Raw genomic sequence first — 20,154 nt, forward strand, 5'->3', positions numbered from 1 at the left:
CTGGATTGGATCTTCGACCTCTATTTATATTCTATAAAGATATTTTTTAGATTACTGCTAACTGCTCCACCCAGCACGCAAAAAGGCTCCCAGCCAATGGACCTAGCATTGGTACCCAAGCATATGACCATTCGCTTTTTCCCTTATTGGGGACAGGAAGAACAGTATAAGCTAACCGTGGCGACCAGTCTCGGGCAGGATTCAAGGCAAAACCAGTCGTTGAACCAAGACAAGTTCCAATAACAGCAATCACAAGGCCCACCATAAGCGGTTTTAGTTCTGAGGTAAAGTTACCTAAATTCAGCAAGACAAAAATAAAAGTAAAGGTTGCAATAAATTCTGAAAGGAAATTAAACGGAGCGTTCTTGATTGCCGGACGCGTAGCAAAAATTCCAACAGTATTTCCTTCCTTAGGTGTTTTGGTGACTTTAAACTGCGGGTAAAACTGAATAATTACAATGATCGCACCAACAAATGCTCCCAGGAATTGACCTGCTAAATAGGGAACAACCGAATGCCAAGGAAACAAGCCAAAAATTGCATACGGAATTGTTACTGCTGGATTAAGATGTCCTTGAGAACCAAGGAATCCAGCAACATAAACTCCCATTGTTACTGCTAACCCCCAAGGAATCCAGCAACATAAACTCCCATTGTTACTGCTAACCCCCAAGAAATACTAATATACCACCAGTTACTTCCCCGACCGTAACTTTGTTTTAAATTTACGCTGGCACATGCACCACAGCCAAGAACAATTAAGATCATTGTCCCAAAGAATTCGCCAATAAATCCATGCATTCGAGTTTCCGCCCTTCTTGTATTCGCTTACAGAGATGGTTTAATTTTAGCATACTTAGGTCAAAATTACTGTTAACTATTAGATTCCGCGCCATTGACATCGTTTGATATCAACATGGTTTTCATCCTTAAATGGTACCTTCTCAGCCATCAGCATTGGTCGTTGGTCAAACCACCCTGGAACAAGTCGACCAGTAGCAGTTACTACTCTGTGACATGGATGTTTACCATACCCGCCAGATTTGCCAAGAGCCATCCCCACTAATCTAGCATTTCGGGGACGACCAATTATCTTAGCAATTTGCCCATAAGTCGCCACCCGACCTAGCGGAATAATATCAACAATGTTTAGTACAGATTGCATAAACTGCTCATCAATCTTTGTCATTTAATCACTCGTTTCCTGAGTCAAACGCGGTAACATTAGAAAAATGATTAGTCCAATTAAGAACAGAATACTAAGAGAAGCCGCGCCAACTGTTGACTTATTAGTCAGTTGGGTTACAAAGCCCACAATTACCGGGCCTAAAATAGCAGAAAATTTACCAAGGATATTATAAAAGCCAAAGAACTCACTACTCGAATTTTTAGGAATTAGCTGGCCAAAATAAGACCTGCTAAGTGCTTGCAACCCACCCTGACTTGTCCCAACTAAAATAGCAAGAACCCAGAAATCAGTTAATGATTTTAAGCGTAACGCATCTAAACAAATAAAAAGATATATGATAATTCCGACTAAAATCGCTAACCGGTTAGAGGTCTTCTGGGCTAACCAACCATAAAGAATTGAGCACGGGAACGCAATTAATTGAACCATAAGCAAAACAAGCATTAGCATTGTTGTTTCAATCCCGAGGTCCTTCCCAATTGCAGTTGCCATTGTAAAAATAGTATCAACGCCATCAATATAAAAGAAGTACGCAACCAGAAACCAGAAAATTTTTCTGTGTTGTTTAACGTGATAAAGCGTTCTTCCCAATCGTTTGAAACTATCCACCACTGGATCGGTTACCGCTTGAACATTATGGTACTGATGACCATGCCTTAACAACGGCCAGGCAAAAATAACCCACCAGACCGCAGCAAGGATAAAGCTAAACTTGGCGATTCCATAGCTACTTAAAAGGCCATTAAACCCACCAGTTAGTTGTGCACCAAGAAAAATAATGAAAGCTAGAACGCCGCCAAGGTAACCCATTCCGTAACCAGTTGTTGAAACAGCATCCATCTGCTGATTATCAGCGACATCTGTAAGAAAACTATCATAGAAAAGGTTTCCGCCAGAATAACCGATTACCGAAAGAACATAGATGATTAATAACGCAGCCCATTGATTTATCGGAACAACAGCTAACGCAAAGGTCATCGCGATTCCAATCCACGTAAATATATTCAGCCACCAACGTTTTGAGTTAGGGTAATCCGCCAATGCACCAAGCAATGGTGCCATTAATGACACAATTAAAGTACCAAAGCTATTTGCATAACCCCAAAGTGCGGTTGAATTTGTTGCACTAATCCCGTTCTCACTTGCGATCGCTTTAAAGTAAACCGGTAAGACAGCAGTTACTACTAAGATTCCGTAACCAGAATTGGCCCAATCATAAAAAATCCATTGCCACTGTTGCTTATTAAACTTCACTTACTTAACCTCACTTTTAATTACTCCAGGGATTACCTGACCAGCAGTTGGTGCAGGATAATGGAGTCCTAATATCTTAGCAAATGTTGGCCCCTCATCAACCAAGTGAGCTGTTTCTACTTCCTTTCCTTGATTAATACTTGGCCCAGCAAAAATTGCCGTTGTAAAATAATTGGGCTGGTTAGGGCCATAACCGTGAACAGCACGGTAGCGATCATGTGTACCAAGTGATTTTGGATCAACCTTTTCGACGACTGCTGGTTGATTAACTTCATCGGTAAAGTAATACCCTGGCTTAGCCTCAACCAAAAAACTACACTTTGGATCAGCACCGAGTTTTACCGCTTCGGCACCACTATAAATTCGTTCAACACCTTCGACACCAGCAATCAATCGCTTCAGCTTGTTCAAATCAACATAGCCCTTGGTATAAATATATGTTTCCCCGTCGCATGTTTTAGCAGTCACTCGCCAATTATTTTTGTATATTGACTTTCCTTTAATTGGAGTTAGCAAGCCCTGTTTGGCAAAGACCATGTTAAGGTGAATCATTTTATTAACATTGATTTGATAGTGGTCACCCAAAATCACGAAATCCGTATCACTATACGTCCCCGCATCACGACTTGCCTGAATAATCTTTGCCACTCGACGATCTAGCCTTTGTAAAGCAGCCTTAGCTTGCGGAGAGCGGACTCCATTCCGGTGACGCATGCTATCCATGTCAACTAAATGGATTAGTGTAAGGTCCGGCCGCTTATTTTTGATCGTATCTACAGCACATGCCGTCACAAAATCATCGAGCCACGGTTGCTTGATTCCTCGGCGAAGTTTTCCGTAACGATGGTTCATTTGGTAAAGAAACAGCGGTGAGCTTGCTTTAAGCGACACTAATACTTGGTTCGTCCAAATCCTATTAGGGAAAATTTCTGCTAAGTTATAATTTATTTTACTTCCCGCAGTAACCGGCCACAAAAACGCTGCCGTTGTTAAGCCGGCTTCACGTGCAACATCATAAAGCGGCATTGACTTAATATCTTTACGGTACCAATACCAATCCGGTGATTCGCGTTGTGGCTGAATTTTTGTGTTATTTACAATGCCATGAATTGCCGGATATTGACCAGTAATGATTGAAGTATGCGATGGATAAGTTAAGGTTGGAAAGATCCCCTTAACGCGTTTGACCCACGTCCCCCGCTTAATTAATTGATCAAGATGGGGAACAAACCCGCGAAACTCATTGAGATCACGAAAGCCCATCGAATCAAGAGAGATTACTACCAATTTATGTAATGCCATTATCCCATCTACTTCCTTTTAAGTCTTGTTTCCATTTTAAAATAAAAATTAACAGATTCGTAACCCTAAAGAGCTAAAATGATAAAAGTAAATTTAGTGAAAGAATAACCAGAGCAAGCGGTTACAGGATTTGCAATTTGATTCACAGCGATTTTTAATGTAAAATTAAGGTTCAGTTTTCTGTATTTTTTTTGAAAGGAATCATCATTATGCAAAATCAGTTACCAAAGGGTAAAGAGCATGAGAAAACTCTCGGTCTCTTTGACCTTTCCATTTTAGGTATCGGCGCAATTATTGGTACGGGAATTCTAGTATTAACTGGAATTGTCGCCGCGGAAGATTCAGGTCCAGCGATCGTCTTTTCTTTCTTAATTGCCGCGTTAGCTAGTGGATTAATTGGCCTCTGTTATTCTGAACTAACTACTAGTTTACCTAATTCAGGGAGTGCCTTCTTCTATGCTTGGGTATCCATTGGTAAGTTCGTCGCATTTTTGGCTGGCTGGACATTAATTGGGGTTTACGTTACTACCACAGCGACAGTTGCAAATGGATGGACCGGTTATGTCCAATCATTTCTAGAGGTTCTTGGCATTAACCTTCCCCATCGTTTCCTCGTTACTCCAGCTGCTGGAGGTTATGTTAACCTTCCAGCTGTCCTGATGATCTTTCTAATGACAATTATCCTAACTCGGGGAACAAGCGAAAGTAAGTTAATTAATAACTTCCTTGTTGGGGTAAAAATTTTTATTATTCTTTTATTTATTATCGTTAGTGTTCCACACGTTAACCCAAGTAATTGGCACCCCTTTCTCCCGTATGGTTATAAGGGGATCTTCACCGGTGCTTCTGCTGTTTTCTTCTCGTTTCTTGGCTTTGACGCCCTAGCAACTTCCGCAGAAGACGCTAAAGACGTTGATAAAAATATTCCCCGGGCAATAATCTTGTGCCTGGTTATCTCCACCACCCTCTATGTATTAGTAAGTCTTGTCATGACAGGAGTTGTTTCCTATACCAAGTTAAACGTCTCTGAAGCCATGTCCTACGTTCTGATTGTTAAGGGACATAGTTTTGTTGCGGAAATCGTCTCACTTGGAGCTGTTTTAGGGATCATGGCGGTTGTGTTCGCCTTTATCTACGCCGGCTCTAACATTCTTAAATCAATGAGTCGGAGTGCCTTTCTTCCCAAGGGTCTTGCTAAAGTAAACACTAAAACTCAAAGTCCTAATCGGGCAATTTGGTTAGTGGGAATTTTCTCAGCAATCTTAGCTGGTGAATTTGATCTTCACTACTTAGCATTAATTGCTAACATCGGTTCTTTAATGGTGTTCGCGTTAATCTCACTTATTGTTATTATTCTGCGTCTACGGTACCCAGAACTCAAACGACCTTTTAAGGTGCCATTTGGTAAAACAATTCCGGTACTTTCAATTATTATTTGTATCGTTCTTCTTGTTAGCATCTCGTTAACCGCCTGGCTAACATATCTTGTTTGGATTGCTCTTGGCTTAATTATTTACTTCTGCTACTCACTCCGTCATGCGGATGAATTTAATTTTACAAAGGAATAAGATCCATCTTTACTATATTAAAAAGCTTCAAGTATTCGGGCTCCCCTGAATATTTGAAGCTTTTTTAATGTGAATTATCAGTTAACGCTATCGTTTGCTTATTTTTGTAGTTTCCGTTTAACCATTGTTGGATCGGCCTTCCCGGGATTCAACTCTACCAACTTACCTGAACCACTATAGATAATCCATTCTGCAAGGTTCACAATATGATCGCCAGCACGCTCAAGGTAACGAATTACGGAAAGGTAATCACCATATGTTTTCACGTTCTGCCCTGCTTTTACTAATGCATTCATAATTGCTCGTTGTTGCTGAACATAGATTAAATCAACTTTTAAATCCTCGTTAGCAACTTCATAGGCCTTTTGTTCATCAGTATAAACATATGCATCCAGAACTCGTTCTAACATCTCCCGAACAATCATCATCATCTTTTCAATCTGTTCTTCAATTTCTTCATTATGCTCTCGATCACTTAAATGAATAGCTGCCCGGGCAATATGGGATGCATAATCGCCTAATCGTTCAATATCACTACTTGCTTTCAAAATACTGATAATCTTGCGAAAATCGCTTGCTACAGGTTGCTGCAATGCCATTAGCTTAAGTGCCTCTTTTTCAAGATTAATTTTCTCATCATTAATCTTGGGATCAGCTTTTAGAACCTGTTCTGCCAGCGCTGTATCACTTTCTGTGAACGCCTTTGTCGCCTGGTATATCTGTTCACTAGCGTCAATCCCCATCTCCATAAAGTGACCACGAAGCCGTTTTAATTCATCATTAAAAATTGCACCCATCTATCTACAACCTCCTAACCAAACTTACCGCTTAAATAATCAGCAGTTTTTTGTTCTCGTGGATTCATAAAAATATTTGCCGTCTTATCAAATTCAATGAGGTGTCCCTGATGCATAAATGCAGTCCAGTCTGCTGAACGTGATGCCTGCTGCATATTGTGGGTTACCATAATGATCGTTAATTGCTCTTTCAATTGTACTAGAGTATCTTCAATTTGCGAAGTTGAAACTGGATCAAGGGCACTGGTTGGTTCGTCCATTAGAATAATTTCTGGTCGAACTGCTAGCGTCCGGGCAATACAAAGCCGCTGTTGTTGTCCTCCCGAAAGCGCGAGTGCACTGGATTTTAACTGGTCCTTTACTTCATCCCACAATGCTGCCTGACGAAGACTTTCTTCAACTCGTTGGTCAAGTACCCGTCGATCCCTTTCGCCCGTTAACCTAAGACCATAGATCACATTTTCATAAATTGACAGCGGAAATGGCGTTGGCTGCTGGAAAACCATTCCGATTCGCTGACGAACTCGGTAAACGTTAACTTTCGGTTGATTGATATTTACCCCGTGAAAATTAATTTCTCCCTTTACCGTTGCAAAGTCATCGTTCATCCTATTCAAGCTCCGCAATACCGTAGATTTTCCTGAGCCAGAAGCGCCAATCAATGCCGTAATTTTATTTTGGGGAAATTTTAGATTAATATCATGAGCAACATGCTTTTCACCATAAAGGACCTGAAGATTTTTTGTTTCTAAAGCCGTACTTGTTTGCATTTGTTTCTCCTTACTTAGTTAAACGTTGCTTAATTCGGTGACCAGCATAGCGGGCTGCAAGATTAAACAGCAGAATCGTAATAATTAATACGGCAGCTGAACCATTTGAAACCGCTCGGGCATCAGGAACTAGCCCCTCGCTATTCACTTTCCAGATGTGAACCGCCAATGTTTCTGCTGGTCGCATTGGGTTCAGGAAACTTGTTGGACTAAAAGGATTCCAATCAGCATAGTTAATTGCTGGAGAACTTTGCCCCGCCGTATATATTAATGCGGCTGCTTCACCGAAGATTCGTCCAGCGCTTAATATTGCGCCAGTAATAATTCCTGGTAGTGCTGCCGGAAGAACAATTTTAGTCGTGACCCGCCATTTTGACATCCCTAATCCTAATCCTGCTTGGCGTTGCAAATACGGGACCTGTTGTAGCGCATCCTCACAACTACGGGTTAAGATTGGTAAGTTTAAAATCGTTAATGCTAATGCTCCTGCTAATAATGAAAAGTCAAAGCCAAACTGCAAGACAAAGACTAAGTAGCCAAACAGACCAACTACTACAGAAGGTAAAGAACTTAAAACCTCAATCGCCAGCCGAAGCATTTGTGTCCACCGATTTTCTGGAGCATATTCACTCAAATAAATTGCCGCACAAAGAGCTAGCGGAACTGAGACGATTAGGGTCAAAAGCACTAAGTAAAGGGAGTTAAAAAGCTGATCACGAATCCCACCACCCGCAGCAAATGATTCAGCATTAGCCGTTAAGAAGTGCCAGGAAATATTAGGAATTCCCATTGCTAAAATGTAAATTAACAAACTAAGGATTACCAAGCCAACCAATCCTGCCAGTCCTAGTATTATCCCAGTTGCTACTTTGTCAACTCGCTCTGGATTCATCATCTTGCTCCTTTCTTACTTACCAATCGCATTAATAAGTTGAATGCCAGAGACATCACAAGAAGGATTAATGCTAGCGACCACAAAGCATTATTCGATGCTGTTCCCATTACTGTATTCCCAATCCCCGTTGTTAAAACACTCGTGAGCGTGGCTGAGGATTCCATCAAACTCTTTGGTACAATGGTCGTATTTCCAATTACCATTTGAACCGCTAATGCCTCCCCAAACGCCCGTGCCATTCCAAATACCATCGCCGTTAAAATTCCACTCTTCGCACTGGGAATTATTACCCGGGAAATAGTCTGCCACCGTGTCGCTCCTAGGCCGGACGATGCTTGCCGATACTTTTGTGGAACTGCTTGTAAACTATCAATGGTCATTGATGTCATTGTTGGGAGAATCATTAGGAAAAGAACACTTGTCGCTGCTAGAATTCCAAATCCAGTTCCCCCAAATGCTTGACGAAGATATGGAACTATTACGGTTAACCCGAGGTACCCGTATACAACTGAAGGAATCCCCACAAGCAATTCAATTAATGGTTGAAGATACTGATAGGCTTTTCGCGGAAGCATTTCCGTAATTGCAATTGCTACCACCAACGCTAATGGTAGGGCGATAATTCCCGATAAGGCAGTTACACTAAACGAGGTGATAATCATTGGTAACGCACCATAGTAATGATGACTTGGCTGCCAGTCAGTACTGGTTAAAAAGTGCCAAACTGATACCCCATCATCCTTAAAGAGGGCAATTCCTTTAACGGTAAGAAACATTAGAATTGTCACCACCAATCCGCCAATCAAAATAATTGCCAGGTAGCTGATCAATTTACCAACCCATTCCTGCTTACTTTCAATTGACGGTTGACTTAACTGCTTCTTCAAATCATCCATTACTTACTCCTTTATACTTGTCTTCCCGTCCGCTGTTCGTTGGACCTTCATATCATGAATATTAATGTAGTTTGCATCTTCGACTAATGTTTGTTGAACCTTCTTCGTTTGCATGTAATTAATAAATTCCTTAGTTGCCCTAGTTGGCTTTTTCTGGGTATACATGTGTTCATATGACCATAATGGCCACTTATTTGTCGTAACATTCTTTGCCGTTGGTGTAACTCCATCAATCTTTACTGGCTGAACTTGATCGTTAAGGTAGGCAAACGAAATATAACTAATCGAGCCTGGAGTATTCTTAACAATTTCCTTTACAGTGCCGTTCGAATCCTGTTCTTGAGCATTAATTGACCGTTCGCCATTTTTGAGGACTACCTGTTCAAATGCTACCCGGGTTCCGCTTCCGGCAGCTCGATTAATCACTGTTATTGGTAAATCGGGGCCACCAACTTGGCGCCAGTTTGTGATCTTCCCCGTATAAATTTGCCGTAATTGTTCAAGAGAAAGATTATTAATTCCTAGTTCATGGTTTACAACTGGAACAATTCCAGAAACTGCAACGATATGATCCGTAAGTTTCTTTTCATTAATCCCATCCTGTTGATCCGCGAAAATATCTGATGAGCCAACATTAACTGCTCCTGCTTGAACCTGACTTAATCCAGTTCCAGATCCGCCACCTTGGACAGTAATACTCGTTTGTGGTTTTACCTTCCGATAGTTCTCAACAACTGCTTCAGTTAATGGTTGGAGGGCAGTAGAGCCAACAATTGTAATTTTTTCTTGCGGTGGTTGTTTCTTCGCTGCAACCCAACCGGCCCCTAATCCGACGATTATTGCTGCAACAATAACTCCTGTAATTATTCTCTTCATCTTATCTCCCTAGTTGTTTTCGTTAACTTCATATGATACAAATAGAGAATATCAAGTCGATGTAAATATTTAATCTTCGCATTGTAAAAGTTGTGTAAATTTTGGAGAAGAATATGACTAACAAGTTTTTATTAATGAGTCAGAACACTGAATTAACTCAGCAACTAACCACCCTTTGCAAAAAAGCGCGGTGGACTCTTAGCCAAATTACAACCCCAACCGGATTAGTGGTTGAACTCGAAAAGCAACCAGTTACGGGGATCTTCTGGGATCTTACTGACACAACTCTAGATACCACGATCGCAACAATGACCCTGATCCGCGAGCAGATCCATGGCCCAATCATTGTTTTGGCAGCTAAATTAACAGAGCGAATCCAGCGAAAGCTTTATAAAGCACGAGTGGATGATCTAATTTCATTTCCGTTTAATGAACGGATCATTCAACCACTGCTTGAGCAACGACTGTGGCTATATCAGCAGTTAAAACTCAAGGAGTCTGCGCCTACTAAAAAAATAATTTCACCACAAGTAGTTTCAATTGGTTCATGGCAAATCGATCAAAAAAATTACACTGTCACTAAAAATGATTTGCCAGTTGAGCTTACTCCTAAAGAATTTCAATTGCTTGCCTACTTAATTGAACACCACGATCAAGTACTCAGTCGTGAGCAACTCGTAAATGGCGTATGGGGATATGACATTCTTGATACTTCCCGAATTGTTGATATTCATATCAGCCACCTTCGAGATAAACTTGAAGATGATCCCCATAAACCAGATCACCTATTAACGGTGCGTGGCTTTGGTTATAAGCTAGTAAAATAAGTTTTTTAGATTTCAGCCCTGAAAGTGTAAAATAAAAGAAGATAGAACTTTGGGATTATTACACAAAGGGGATCTGATTTAATGACTCGTTTTAAAAATTCTGCATGTACGTCCATTATGGTTGGCAAAAAAGCCTCAATGGATGGTTCAACTTTTATTGCCCGCAATGAAGACCGAGTAGTTGCAATCGAACCAAAACGGTTTATTGTTCAACCAGCAGTTTCCGGTCGAAACGAGACATATGTTTCACCATATAATAAGTTAACCGTCAAATTACCAGCAACCGGAATGCGCTACACTGCAACACCAAGCGGCGATCAAAGCATGGGTCCAAATGAAGAAGACGGTTTTAACGAAGAAAACGTTGGCGAAAGTGCTACCGAAAGTGTTTACGCTAACGATCGCGTTCTTGCCTATGATCCATACGTTAAGAATGGTTTAGCTGAAGACTCAATGACTAACCTTGTCCTGCCATATATCCATAGTGCTCGTGAAGGAGTAGAATACCTGGGTAAATTAGTGGCAGAGTATGGGTCTGCTGAAGGTAACGGTGTTCAATTTAACGACCAAAACGAGGTCTGGTACATGGAAATTGCTACCGGACACCATTGGGTAGCAGTCCGGATTCCTGATGATTGTTATGCTGTCGCTGCTAACCAAATTGCCATTGAAAAGATTAACTTTGCAGATTCAGATAACTATATGTGGTCCGATGGAATTGAAGAATTCGTTAATCTTCACGGTTTAAATCCGGACAATGATCAATGGAATTTCCGTCATATTTTTGGAACCAACACCCAATTTGATCATCATTACAACACTCCCCGAGTTTGGTTTGCCCAACGCTACTTCAATCCTGTTGCTGCCGCTAGCCAAACACCTGAGTCTTCAGAAATGCCCTTTATCCGGAAGCCAGAACGGAAAATTGCGGTTGAGGATATCCAATATATTCTGAAGTCTCACTACAATGAAACAAAGTACGACCCACTCGGTGACGGTAATGAGCATGATCGAAAAGTCTATCGGGCAATCTCCCTTTCGCGAACTGCCCAGTCGCATATTCTTCAAATGAGAAATAATGTCAATTCAAAGCACGCTGCCGTCCAATGGATCGAAATGGGAGTTCCCAGCTTCAATGCCTATGTTCCATTCTTTGCTAACGCGGACGATACTGATGTTTCCTACCGTGAGCTACCAAAAAAGATGGATTTAAAGAGCGCTTTTTGGCTTAATGAAGCTCTTGCAATGGTCGTTGAATCCCATTACAGCGAATTTAATCAAGCCGATCTCGACTTCCAAAAAGAACTTGGCGAATGGTGCCGGCGAAAGATTCACGAGGTTGATGAACATGCCAAAAAGCTTGACGGTAAACAACTCACAACTTACCTTACTGGTCAAAACCATGAGATTGCGAGCCACTGTAACGCTAAAGCAAAAGAATTATTATTCGACTTAATGACTCAGGGAACCGAGTTATCAAAGTTAACTTTCAAAATGGATCCAAACTTATAGGATAATCACAAAAAATGAGGGCGAGAAAAAACGTTAAGTTTTTCCCGCCCTCTATATATACTTATTAATCTCCGAACTTAGAGAGTCTAATCGCGGGAATTAACTGAGGGACTCGAGCCTAACTACGAACGACTCTGATGATTTCATCATCATTCATCGTTCTAGGTTAGTCAACCGTCCCTCCGAGAAAGTTAATTCCCAGCTCCATCTTTTATTACTTTCGATGTTCCCGGGTTGCTTCTGCAAGGTGAACCAGATTAGTTACAAAGTTATGGGTTTTTGCTTCATAGTGGTACTTCCGCCCAAGTTTTACAAAGTAGCCATTGATATAGTCAACCTCAACTGGTCGATTATGACTCATATCTTGATACATTGATGGGTAATGGTGAGGGTTACCAACTTTTGAAACATAGTTAACACTCTCCAGTTCTTCTGCCCGACTATTAACTAACTGGACTCCTGCCCGCTCACAAACGTCATAGGCTTCATCAATTAGTTGCCGAGATAATTCATCCGCCTTCTCAAAGGAAGCATATTCCCCCATCGTGATTTCAAACATCGTACATAAAGTATTAACAACTGAATTAAAGACTACCTTGGCCATTAAAGTGCCCATGAAGTTATCCTTTAATGTTGGGTTGAAGTTTGCCTTTTCTAATTCTGCCATTAGCTCATCTGTTTTGGCATTCGGCTTCTCGGTATAGTTTGCCCAATTGGTAGTCCCCATCCCTGGCTTACCAACAAACTCGACTTCGCCCGGACCAGTCAAGATGGTTGCCACAAGTGCAGTTCCAGCAGTTAGCTTTTCTTTAGGGAAATATTTAAGTAATTTCTCGACGTGCCCCATCCCGTTCATCGCGGTTAAACAATACTGATCTTTGAAGAAATGTTTACACCGTTCCAACATATCATCCAATTGCATTTGCTTCAGTTCAAAGAACACAAAGTCAGCATCGGTTGCTTGATATTCTTCTGGAGTATAGACGTTTACCGGAACGAGGTGCTTGTTTTGGTGTTCACGGGTAACGTATACCCCACCCTGTTCCTTCATCTTGTCATAATGTGGTTGCCAACCTTCCACAAAGTCAACTTCATTTCCTTGTTCTTGTAGCAATACACCAAAGCGGAGACCCATTGCTCCAGCACCAACTACTGTAAACTTCATAATATCCAACTCCCTTTCTCTAGCTCACCAATAAGTCTCAGTGATAAAGCGTTCATGCTGATCGGTAATTCGTGAATAAAAAAAGCGCCCAAAGATTGATTAATCAACCTTAAGGACGCGCCTGCGTGTTACCACCTTTTATTCGTTAATAGCTCACACCATTAACCTCAAATGTTCAGTCATAATAACTAAACACGGTAGCGATAATGGGCTACTCCCACCGCAGATTACTAACTTCATCCTGGCACTCAAAGTGATTTTCATTAGCATCTAGTTATCCTTTTTCATCAACCAAGGACTCTCTGCAAACCCGATCCTAACTACTCTTCTTGTCAACGTGTTTTATAATTATTATTTAATTGTATTTTAATCTAACTCGTTATTTATTAATTGTCAACGTCCTTTTTAAATCCCTACTTTTATACACTCATTCGATGCGTTTATCCTGTCAACGAACTAATTAAACTTAATTTTTAAAATAATGATGATTAATCATTGACATTAAAATGAGAATATTCTAATATAATGACGATCAAATTTACAAATTGCATTGAAAAGATGAGTAGTCTTAGAAATCCAGCACAGAGAGTTGCGTTAGATGAGAAGCAATCTGGAGGACTTTGACGAAGATGGTCTTGGAGCATTTACGAACGATGAGCTAATCTAGTTAGTTGTTCACGATTGACGACCGATAAAACGTCTAGGTTTACCTTCGGGTGTACCTACTGAGGATTAGGTTGTGAGACCTGATCAAAATAGGGTGGTAACACGTTATTTCTAAATGATTGAAATTGACGTCCCTAGGAAAAGTTAAACTGCTTTTCCTAGGGACTTTTTATTTGCTCTTATTTCCTGAACTTATCTAAAAAAGAAAGGATGTATTCAATATGACTCAATTTACAACTCGCACTACTTCACCATTCCGTTATGATATTGTTGGTAGTTTTCTTCGTCCGCAAAAGCTAAAGGAAGCTCGTAATGATTTTGCCCAAGGAAAGATTAATCAAGAACAACTCACAGAAGTCGAAAATCAATGTATTACCGAACTAGTCAATAAGGAAGAAGCAGCTGGCTTAATCGCTGTTACAGATGGTGAATTCCGGCGAAGCTATTGGCACCTTGATACTTTCTGGGGATTCGCGGGAATTAAGCATACAACTCAGGAACATGGCTACCTCTTCCACGATGAGGAAACCCGTAATGACTCTGCACAAGTTGCTGGGAAGATTTCCTTCAAACCAGGTCATCCTGATGTTGAAGCATTCAAATTTCTGAAGAGTCTTACAGATGGTAAAGACGTCACTCCTCGACAAAGCATTCCAGCGCCGGCTCAATTCTATGCCGAATTAGTTCGTGGTGATGAAAACATTGCTGCTTTACGGAAGTACTACCCTACCGATGATGAACTCTTCCATGATATTGCAAAAGCCTACCACGATTTAATTCTGGCACTCTATGATGCAGGTTGTCGCGATGTTAAGATTGATGATTGTACTTGGGGAATGGTTGTCGATGATGAATTCTGGGCAACAATGGCTAAAGCTGGTTTTGACCGGGAAGCACTCGAAAATACCTACCTTAAGTTAAATAATGATGCGATTGCAGACCTTCCAGATGATCTAACCGTCACTACTCATATTTGTCGTGGAAATTACCACTCAACTTGGGCTGCTAAGGGCGGTTATGGACCAGTAGCCGATCACCTTTTTGCAAAGGAAAACGTTCAGGCCTTCTACCTCGAATATGACTCTGACCGCGCTGGGAACTTCGAACCATTAGCAAAGGTTCCTGATGATAAGTATGTCGTTCTCGGTTTGGTAACCTCTAAGAGTGGCGATCTCGAGGATCCTCAAACAATTATTGACCGAATCAAGGAAGCTGCTGAATTCCATCCCCTCGATCACCTCTGCCTAAGTACCCAATGTGGTTTTGCATCAACCGAAGAAGGAAACATCTTAACCGAAGATCAAGAATGGGCAAAGATTAAGCTTGTTAAAGAAGTTGCAGAACAGGTATGGGACTAGAAAGTACAAAGCCGTTAGCCTATAACATCAACTCCAGAATTATTTTAAAAAATTAAATCCCTGACAATCGTTACTTCTAGCGTTTGTTAGGGATTTTTATTTTCTATACTAACTTACCAACAACAGGCAAATCTTTTAATACCTTATCTCCATGAGGCGACTCATTATACAAAACATCTGTTAGATCCTGACCGGCCTCATTACCGTGGTGTTTACCACCTTTCCAAGCAGCCTTATTCGAGACATCATAAACTGTTCCAGAAATGGCAACATATGCTGGTTGACCATTTTGTCCATTAAACTTTGCTAATTCTTCGCGAGTAAAAGTCTTTTCTGCCATCAGCTACTGCCTCCTTAGTCAACAAATTTAATTATTTCATTTTCTAATTTGACTATAACACTATTAGGCCTTAAGCACTAATGTTTCGCTTCTGAACAACTACATCACCAAACACCTTTAAAAAAATTTAAGCTGTTATAATGAAGATAATGGTTTGAAAGGAGGTCGCCCATGAAGAAGTTCTTATTGCCAATTTTAGTTAGCATGATGACATTCCTTATTACTATAACTATTACAGATAAACCCGTTCAAGCAATGTCGCAAAAGTCATTAAATAACCGTGTCTACCTTGTTACTTTTATCAATTCAAATGGTTACACAACTGCGCATCAATACGTCTTCTTTACTACTAATGGCAAATCCGCTTACGTTAACGTTACTGATACTGATCAATCAGGCAAACCAGTAATTAACAAGGATTCCACGAAAGAAGAAAAGGCTGCCCCACGAACAATTAATCGCTATCTCGCTGACCGGACAATCCTTAACAAAGCTACTAGCAAGAAATATTACAAAATTAAGAACAATAAGGTTACAATCGATAATGGACTAGTAACAAAGAAGTCATCCGGAAAGATTGAAAAGGGTGGTAACCTTGAGAAATTCACTGTTAATTTCCCTGATGGTACTCAAAAATATGACCGCGTTTTATTCCAGATGGCCCAAAAAGACTATCAATATCGATAATATTACCTAATTTCAAAATAAGGCATCAGCAATCTTTTTTACAGAAGATTATTGATGCCTTATTTTATTTAACTAATTATCGTTAGTCCTTTTCATTAAAGCCAATTTGGCTTATCACCGTCAGTATTAGGTTTATTAACACCGAAATCCTTACGAGCATATGGAGCGGGATCAGAAATAATTTTTGCTACAAAATTACCAATTGATTTTCGTGAAACCTCAGTCCCCTTAAACGCTTCTCCTCGTTCTGTTGTCTCGTAATCAACCTCATCCTTATTTGTTAACCATGCTGGACGAATAATTGTGTAATCAAGATCAGAGGCGGAAATAACATCAGCCGCGCTCCGGTAAGTTCCAAGATAACTATCCTTTTGACCGCCACCAAGTTCAGCATTATTCCATTCACCAAATTTACCGGGAACTTCATCATAGATCCCAATTGATGAAATCCAAATTAGCTGCTTTACTCCATATTTATCCATTGCCTTAACAATATTTTCAGCTTGCTGTTTAATCTCGGGGTTCCGCAAATTAGCGTAAACAACATCTGCTTGTGACACAGCAGCGTCTAACTCGTCCGTCTTCAAGGTATCGCCCTTAATAACCTTTTCCCGACTTTCATCTATGTTTTTTAAATGTTGCGGGTGACGAGCAAAAAGCAATAGTTCTGCATCACTATTCTTTAATAACGCGTTAATTGCGTGTTGAGCGATTTGACCAGTTGCGCCTAAAATTAGTACTTGCTTTGTCATTTTATCTTCCTCCTCGTATTCTATCCTTTGTTCATTTTTAAGTATAAGGAAATTGAAGCTTATTAAAAGTAAGCACTTTTGTGTAAGGTAGTTACCCTCAAGTAACATTTACTTGGCGCTCAATCAAAGGCGGTATTTAAATTTTTTTACTAATCCAGACTAATCGCTACTTCTCCACTCTTGTAGCCCTTCAATTACTGGCTTAAGCTTTTTACCACGTTCAGTCAAAGAATACTCAGTTTTAGGTGGAACTACCGGATAAACTGTTTTACTAATTAGGCCATCATGCTCTAGTTCCTTTAACTGTAACGCTAGCATTCGCCGTGAGCACTCAGGGATTAGCTTTTGCAATTCATTAAATCGGCATCGAGGATGTTCTAAGAGACGAAAAATAATTACACTTTTCCATTTTCCTGAAATTTGTTTTAAGGTGGTTTCGATCGGACAATCTTCAACTTGTTTAGTCATCACTTTATCCCTCCTTTAATAATTACTAGGTGAAATAAAATTCCCCTCTTGTGTCATCAATCAATTATACTTATTATTAGTAAGTAATCAAACAATGAACGGAGGAATTACTTATGGAATCAGCATTTAACCAATTAACTGCCCAACGGCGTTCAATCTACGCTCTCGGCGATCAGCTAACTAACTCCCCAGAGGAAATTTATGATCTAATTATAACGGCAATCAAAAATTCGCCAACCGCCTTTAACAGCCAAACTGTTCGGGCTGTCGTCCTATTTGGCAAGTCTTCAGATAAAGTTTGGGACATTGTCGAAGCAGCATTAAAGGAAGTTGTCAAGGATCCACAGGCATTCGCCAAAACCCAACAAAAGATTGCTAGTTTTCGGGCTGGCTTCGGGACCATTTTATTCTTAACCGAAACTGATACTGTTCATGAATTGGAGAAACAATTCCCAGCTTATGCAGACAACTTTGCCGACTGGGCAGAACAAGGAATCGGTGGCACTCAGCAAGCCGTTTGGACTGCTCTTGCTGAACAACAGATCGGGGCTAGTCTTCAACACTACAACCCACTGATTGATGATGCAATTCACCAAGCATTCGACCTTCCTGATAGTTGGCAGCTTCGTGCTGAAATGCCATTTGGCTCAATCGAAGCATCCGCTGGCAATAAGGATTTTCTCAATGATGGTGAGAAATTTAAATTAATCAAGTAATATAATTAATTCTCTCTTTAGCGGTTTCATAATATAATGAAATTACTGAAGGGAGGATTTTTTTATGGCTAAACAGGTAAAAATGTTTAATACGGGTGCTGATTATGCTCTTTCCCTAATTGGTGGCAAATGGAAGCCGGTTATCCTCTACCTACTTGCTGGTCATCCCCGACGCACTGGCGAATTAGTTAAGCAATTGGGAACATCACATAAAGTATTGAGTGACCAGCTTCGTGAACTTGGCGATGCCGGTATAGTCGCCCGAAAAAGCTATAATACCATCCCGCCCCACGTTGAATATCGTCTAACTGATGAAGGGGAAAACCTTTATGCTGCTCTTCGATATTTAAATTACTGGGGTGAGCAACAAGTTAGTAATAAACAAGACGTTAAAATTATGTGTACAGACAAAATGAAGGAGCTTGGCGAAGATGGCCTGTGTGTAATTACCAAGCAACACCTTCATCACTGGAAGCAAGAAATTGTTAAAAAGTAATCAATAAAAACAGCGGAAGTTCTAACAACTGGAGCTTCCGCTGTTTTACGATAGTTCACCTAATCTCGATCGTAAATTAGGTGAACGCCACCATCACCTAGCTTTTTCGTTTGGGTAACATGGAAGCGTTGATTAACAAATTCCCCTAACGTGTTAAAGGTTCCCTTCTTCTTCGAATCACCTGAAATATACGGAGCAATTACTAATGAAATCTGGTCTACTAATTCAGCTTTAAGGAAGGCACCATTAATTAGCGCACCTCCGCCCAGAACCATTGTTTTAATATCAAAATATTTTTTCAGCTTAACCAGTGATTCAGCAAAGTTGATCTCTCGTTCACCACAAACTAAGTACGGGATCTCCATTGATTGAAGAAAGGCAAGGTAGTTTCTTGATGCTTGCTTGGTAATAACCTCAATTGCCCGGTTCTTTCTCCCGGCATACGGAAAGTAGTTTTTCTCCCACCCGGCACGGCCACGGCGATCATAGCTAACATCCCAGGTTGCTGATTTAATTTCGCTTGGTACCCAATCACGGTATTCTATCCGTTGACCATCATATTTACTTAGGTCCGGCTTCCCCTTAGCAGCATACATTACGATTGTATTGCTTCCATTGGCGTTCGCACTCCCTAACTTAAATAATTGATCATCATAGTAGTCACCGGAAATCTTATCGCCAGGAAGGCCATCCCAATCACCATCGATCTTTCCATCAATGGACATGTACATATGAATAATTACCTTTGCTCGTTCCATTTTCAGTCACTCCTTTAATGTTAGTTTACTCCTGTTGTAGATTGTTTAAAACGGCCAATGTTTCATATGAAATACTGACCGTTATTTATTATCCATTGAATTTTTTTAAGTTCTTCCAGGCAATTACCCCTGCCAGTACTCCAGCAAACAAACCAACAAGTATGGATACAATAATCACATTAACGATCAGTGCGTAGCTCCATTTGACTGAATAATTCTGGTAAATAATTATTAAACCAATACATTCAATCAAGGAAAAAACAATTCCTGTAATAATACCACGTCTAATGACTATTTTTCGTTTTTCTTTCAGTTCGCCCGAATCAACCTCATTTACTAATACTTTTTGCCGAATAGCAATAATGTAAAAGTACCAAGTAACAATAATAAATAAGGCAAATAAACTAATAATCGCGAACCAAAAGGCTATCTGGTAGGTAGTAACTAATGCCAAGAGAACCGCGATACATAGTAAAGCTGGCGTAACTAAAGTTAAGATTAAATAAGCTGAATTACCAAGGTGATCTAGTTGCTTTTCTTGGTATTCATCAATTGGGCCACTGATTCCGTATGAAAATTTAAGAAGACTATTACGTAGTTTTTCTTTTGTCATTTTGATTTCTCCCAAAAAAGTGAGTTTAGATCTGTTTTTAATGCAGTTGCTAACCGGCAACATAAGTCTAGTGACGGATTATATTTATCACTTTCAATCAGACTAATTGTTTGGCGCGCAACCCCGATCTCTTTTGCCAATTCAAATTGTGATAATTGTTGCTTCTTCCTAAACTGACGGACACGATTCAATAATTACTCACTCCTCTATCTGTCATATATAAATGACATTTGTTGGTATTATCTTACT

22 protein-coding genes, 1 pseudogene and 1 other annotated feature are annotated in these 20,154 nt (G+C 40.3%); of the genes and pseudogenes, 7 read left to right on the forward strand and 16 right to left on the reverse strand.

What is annotated here, in order from left to right; translation table 11 throughout:
- Nucleotides 1-46: 46 nt before the first annotated feature.
- From HUK45_RS02205 to HUK45_RS02220, 4 genes and pseudogenes are all read right to left on the reverse strand, one after another.
- Nucleotides 47-801 (reverse strand): annotated as a pseudogene (locus tag HUK45_RS02205) (MIP/aquaporin family protein).
- A gap of 79 nt (nt 802-880) precedes the next feature.
- Nucleotides 881-1,189, reverse strand: a complete 309-nt coding sequence (locus tag HUK45_RS02210; RefSeq protein WP_191910897.1) for an MGMT family protein — start codon at nt 1,187-1,189, stop codon at nt 881-883.
- Entirely contained in the window at nt 1,190-2,443 is a 1,254-nt protein-coding gene (locus HUK45_RS02215) for an MFS transporter (RefSeq protein WP_191910898.1), read from the reverse strand.
- A complete protein-coding gene (locus tag HUK45_RS02220; protein ID WP_191910899.1) occupies nt 2,444-3,745 on the reverse strand; it encodes an alkaline phosphatase family protein in 1,302 nt (433 codons plus the stop codon). It abuts the gene before it with no gap.
- A gap of 209 nt (nt 3,746-3,954) precedes the next feature.
- On the opposite strand from HUK45_RS02220, the gene HUK45_RS02225 reads away from it, so the two are divergent.
- The gene (locus tag HUK45_RS02225; RefSeq protein ID WP_191910900.1) at nt 3,955-5,313 is read left to right on the forward strand and encodes an APC family permease; all 1,359 of its coding nucleotides are present in this window, start codon (nt 3,955-3,957) and stop codon (nt 5,311-5,313) included.
- Nucleotides 5,314-5,411: 98 nt separating this feature from the next.
- Here HUK45_RS02225 and phoU read toward each other — a convergent pair whose 3' ends face one another.
- From phoU to HUK45_RS02250, 5 genes are read right to left on the reverse strand one after another with little or no spacing between them, the layout of a single operon-like run.
- Nucleotides 5,412-6,110, reverse strand: a complete 699-nt coding sequence (gene phoU, locus HUK45_RS02230; protein WP_191910901.1) for a phosphate signaling complex protein PhoU — start codon at nt 6,108-6,110, stop codon at nt 5,412-5,414.
- A 14-nt stretch (nt 6,111-6,124) separates the two neighbouring features.
- Complete coding sequence (gene pstB / locus HUK45_RS02235) at nt 6,125-6,880, reverse strand: phosphate ABC transporter ATP-binding protein PstB (RefSeq protein ID WP_191910902.1); 756 nt, start codon at nt 6,878-6,880, stop codon at nt 6,125-6,127.
- Nucleotides 6,881-6,890: 10 nt separating this feature from the next.
- Nucleotides 6,891-7,772, reverse strand: coding sequence for a phosphate ABC transporter permease PstA (gene pstA, locus HUK45_RS02240; protein WP_191910992.1), 882 nt, complete (start codon nt 7,770-7,772; stop codon nt 6,891-6,893).
- Complete coding sequence (pstC, locus tag HUK45_RS02245) at nt 7,772-8,671, reverse strand: phosphate ABC transporter permease subunit PstC (RefSeq protein WP_191910903.1); 900 nt, start codon at nt 8,669-8,671, stop codon at nt 7,772-7,774. The genes pstA and pstC overlap by 1 nt, the downstream gene beginning before the upstream one ends.
- A gap of 3 nt (nt 8,672-8,674) precedes the next feature.
- Nucleotides 8,675-9,547 carry a phosphate ABC transporter substrate-binding protein PstS family protein gene (locus tag HUK45_RS02250; RefSeq protein WP_191910904.1) on the reverse strand — a complete coding sequence of 291 codons (873 nt, stop codon included), beginning with the start codon at nt 9,545-9,547 and terminating at the stop codon, nt 8,675-8,677.
- Nucleotides 9,548-9,660: 113 nt separating this feature from the next.
- On the opposite strand from HUK45_RS02250, the gene HUK45_RS02255 reads away from it, so the two are divergent.
- On the forward strand, nt 9,661-10,374 hold the full coding sequence (locus HUK45_RS02255) for a winged helix-turn-helix transcriptional regulator (protein WP_191910905.1): 714 nt from the start codon (nt 9,661-9,663) through the stop codon (nt 10,372-10,374).
- Nucleotides 10,375-10,455: 81 nt separating this feature from the next.
- On the forward strand, nt 10,456-11,886 hold the full coding sequence (locus HUK45_RS02260) for a C69 family dipeptidase (RefSeq protein ID WP_191910906.1): 1,431 nt from the start codon (nt 10,456-10,458) through the stop codon (nt 11,884-11,886).
- A 214-nt stretch (nt 11,887-12,100) separates the two neighbouring features.
- On the opposite strand, the gene HUK45_RS02265 is transcribed toward HUK45_RS02260, so the two are convergent.
- Entirely contained in the window at nt 12,101-13,051 is a 951-nt protein-coding gene (locus tag HUK45_RS02265; protein ID WP_098044465.1) for a ketopantoate reductase family protein, read from the reverse strand.
- Between the two features lie 108 nt (nt 13,052-13,159).
- Nucleotides 13,160-13,396: a binding site (T-box leader), on the reverse strand.
- Nucleotides 13,397-13,938: 542 nt separating this feature from the next.
- Here HUK45_RS02265 and HUK45_RS02270 point away from each other — a divergent pair.
- Nucleotides 13,939-15,075, forward strand: a complete 1,137-nt coding sequence (locus HUK45_RS02270) for a 5-methyltetrahydropteroyltriglutamate--homocysteine S-methyltransferase (RefSeq protein WP_191910907.1) — start codon at nt 13,939-13,941, stop codon at nt 15,073-15,075.
- A gap of 103 nt (nt 15,076-15,178) precedes the next feature.
- Here the strand turns inward: HUK45_RS02270 and HUK45_RS02275 are convergent, their stop codons facing one another.
- Entirely contained in the window at nt 15,179-15,415 is a 237-nt protein-coding gene (locus HUK45_RS02275; protein WP_003716370.1) for a cytochrome b5 domain-containing protein, read from the reverse strand.
- Between the two features lie 171 nt (nt 15,416-15,586).
- On the opposite strand from HUK45_RS02275, the gene HUK45_RS02280 reads away from it, so the two are divergent.
- A complete protein-coding gene (locus tag HUK45_RS02280; RefSeq protein WP_191910908.1) occupies nt 15,587-16,102 on the forward strand; it encodes a hypothetical protein in 516 nt (171 codons plus the stop codon).
- 95 nt (nt 16,103-16,197) lie between these two features.
- Here HUK45_RS02280 and HUK45_RS02285 read toward each other — a convergent pair whose 3' ends face one another.
- Entirely contained in the window at nt 16,198-16,854 is a 657-nt protein-coding gene (locus HUK45_RS02285; protein ID WP_191910909.1) for an SDR family oxidoreductase, read from the reverse strand.
- Between the two features lie 159 nt (nt 16,855-17,013).
- A complete protein-coding gene (locus HUK45_RS02290) occupies nt 17,014-17,322 on the reverse strand; it encodes a winged helix-turn-helix transcriptional regulator (RefSeq protein ID WP_191910910.1) in 309 nt (102 codons plus the stop codon).
- Nucleotides 17,323-17,435: 113 nt separating this feature from the next.
- On the opposite strand from HUK45_RS02290, the gene HUK45_RS02295 reads away from it, so the two are divergent.
- Together HUK45_RS02295 and HUK45_RS02300 are read left to right on the forward strand one after the other, a co-directional pair.
- Nucleotides 17,436-18,038, forward strand: a complete 603-nt coding sequence (locus HUK45_RS02295) for a nitroreductase family protein (protein WP_191910911.1) — start codon at nt 17,436-17,438, stop codon at nt 18,036-18,038.
- 64 nt (nt 18,039-18,102) lie between these two features.
- Complete coding sequence (locus HUK45_RS02300) at nt 18,103-18,534, forward strand: winged helix-turn-helix transcriptional regulator (RefSeq protein WP_102167976.1); 432 nt, start codon at nt 18,103-18,105, stop codon at nt 18,532-18,534.
- A gap of 59 nt (nt 18,535-18,593) precedes the next feature.
- On the opposite strand, the gene HUK45_RS02305 is transcribed toward HUK45_RS02300, so the two are convergent.
- The 3 genes from HUK45_RS02305 to HUK45_RS02315 all read right to left on the reverse strand — a co-directional run bounded on the left by HUK45_RS02305 (nt 18,594) and on the right by HUK45_RS02315 (nt 20,096).
- Entirely contained in the window at nt 18,594-19,292 is a 699-nt protein-coding gene (locus HUK45_RS02305; RefSeq protein ID WP_191910912.1) for a dihydrofolate reductase family protein, read from the reverse strand.
- 88 nt (nt 19,293-19,380) lie between these two features.
- Nucleotides 19,381-19,905: a DUF3278 domain-containing protein gene (locus HUK45_RS02310; RefSeq protein WP_191910913.1), complete on the reverse strand. Its 525-nt coding sequence runs from the start codon at nt 19,903-19,905 to the stop codon at nt 19,381-19,383.
- On the reverse strand, nt 19,902-20,096 hold the full coding sequence (locus tag HUK45_RS02315) for a helix-turn-helix transcriptional regulator (protein WP_191910914.1): 195 nt from the start codon (nt 20,094-20,096) through the stop codon (nt 19,902-19,904). The genes HUK45_RS02310 and HUK45_RS02315 overlap by 4 nt, the downstream gene beginning before the upstream one ends.
- Nucleotides 20,097-20,154 lie beyond the last annotated feature (58 nt).

Origin of the sequence: Limosilactobacillus urinaemulieris (assembly GCF_014838745.1) — a bacterium.
GTDB classification, from domain to species: domain Bacteria; phylum Bacillota; class Bacilli; order Lactobacillales; family Lactobacillaceae; genus Limosilactobacillus; species Limosilactobacillus urinaemulieris.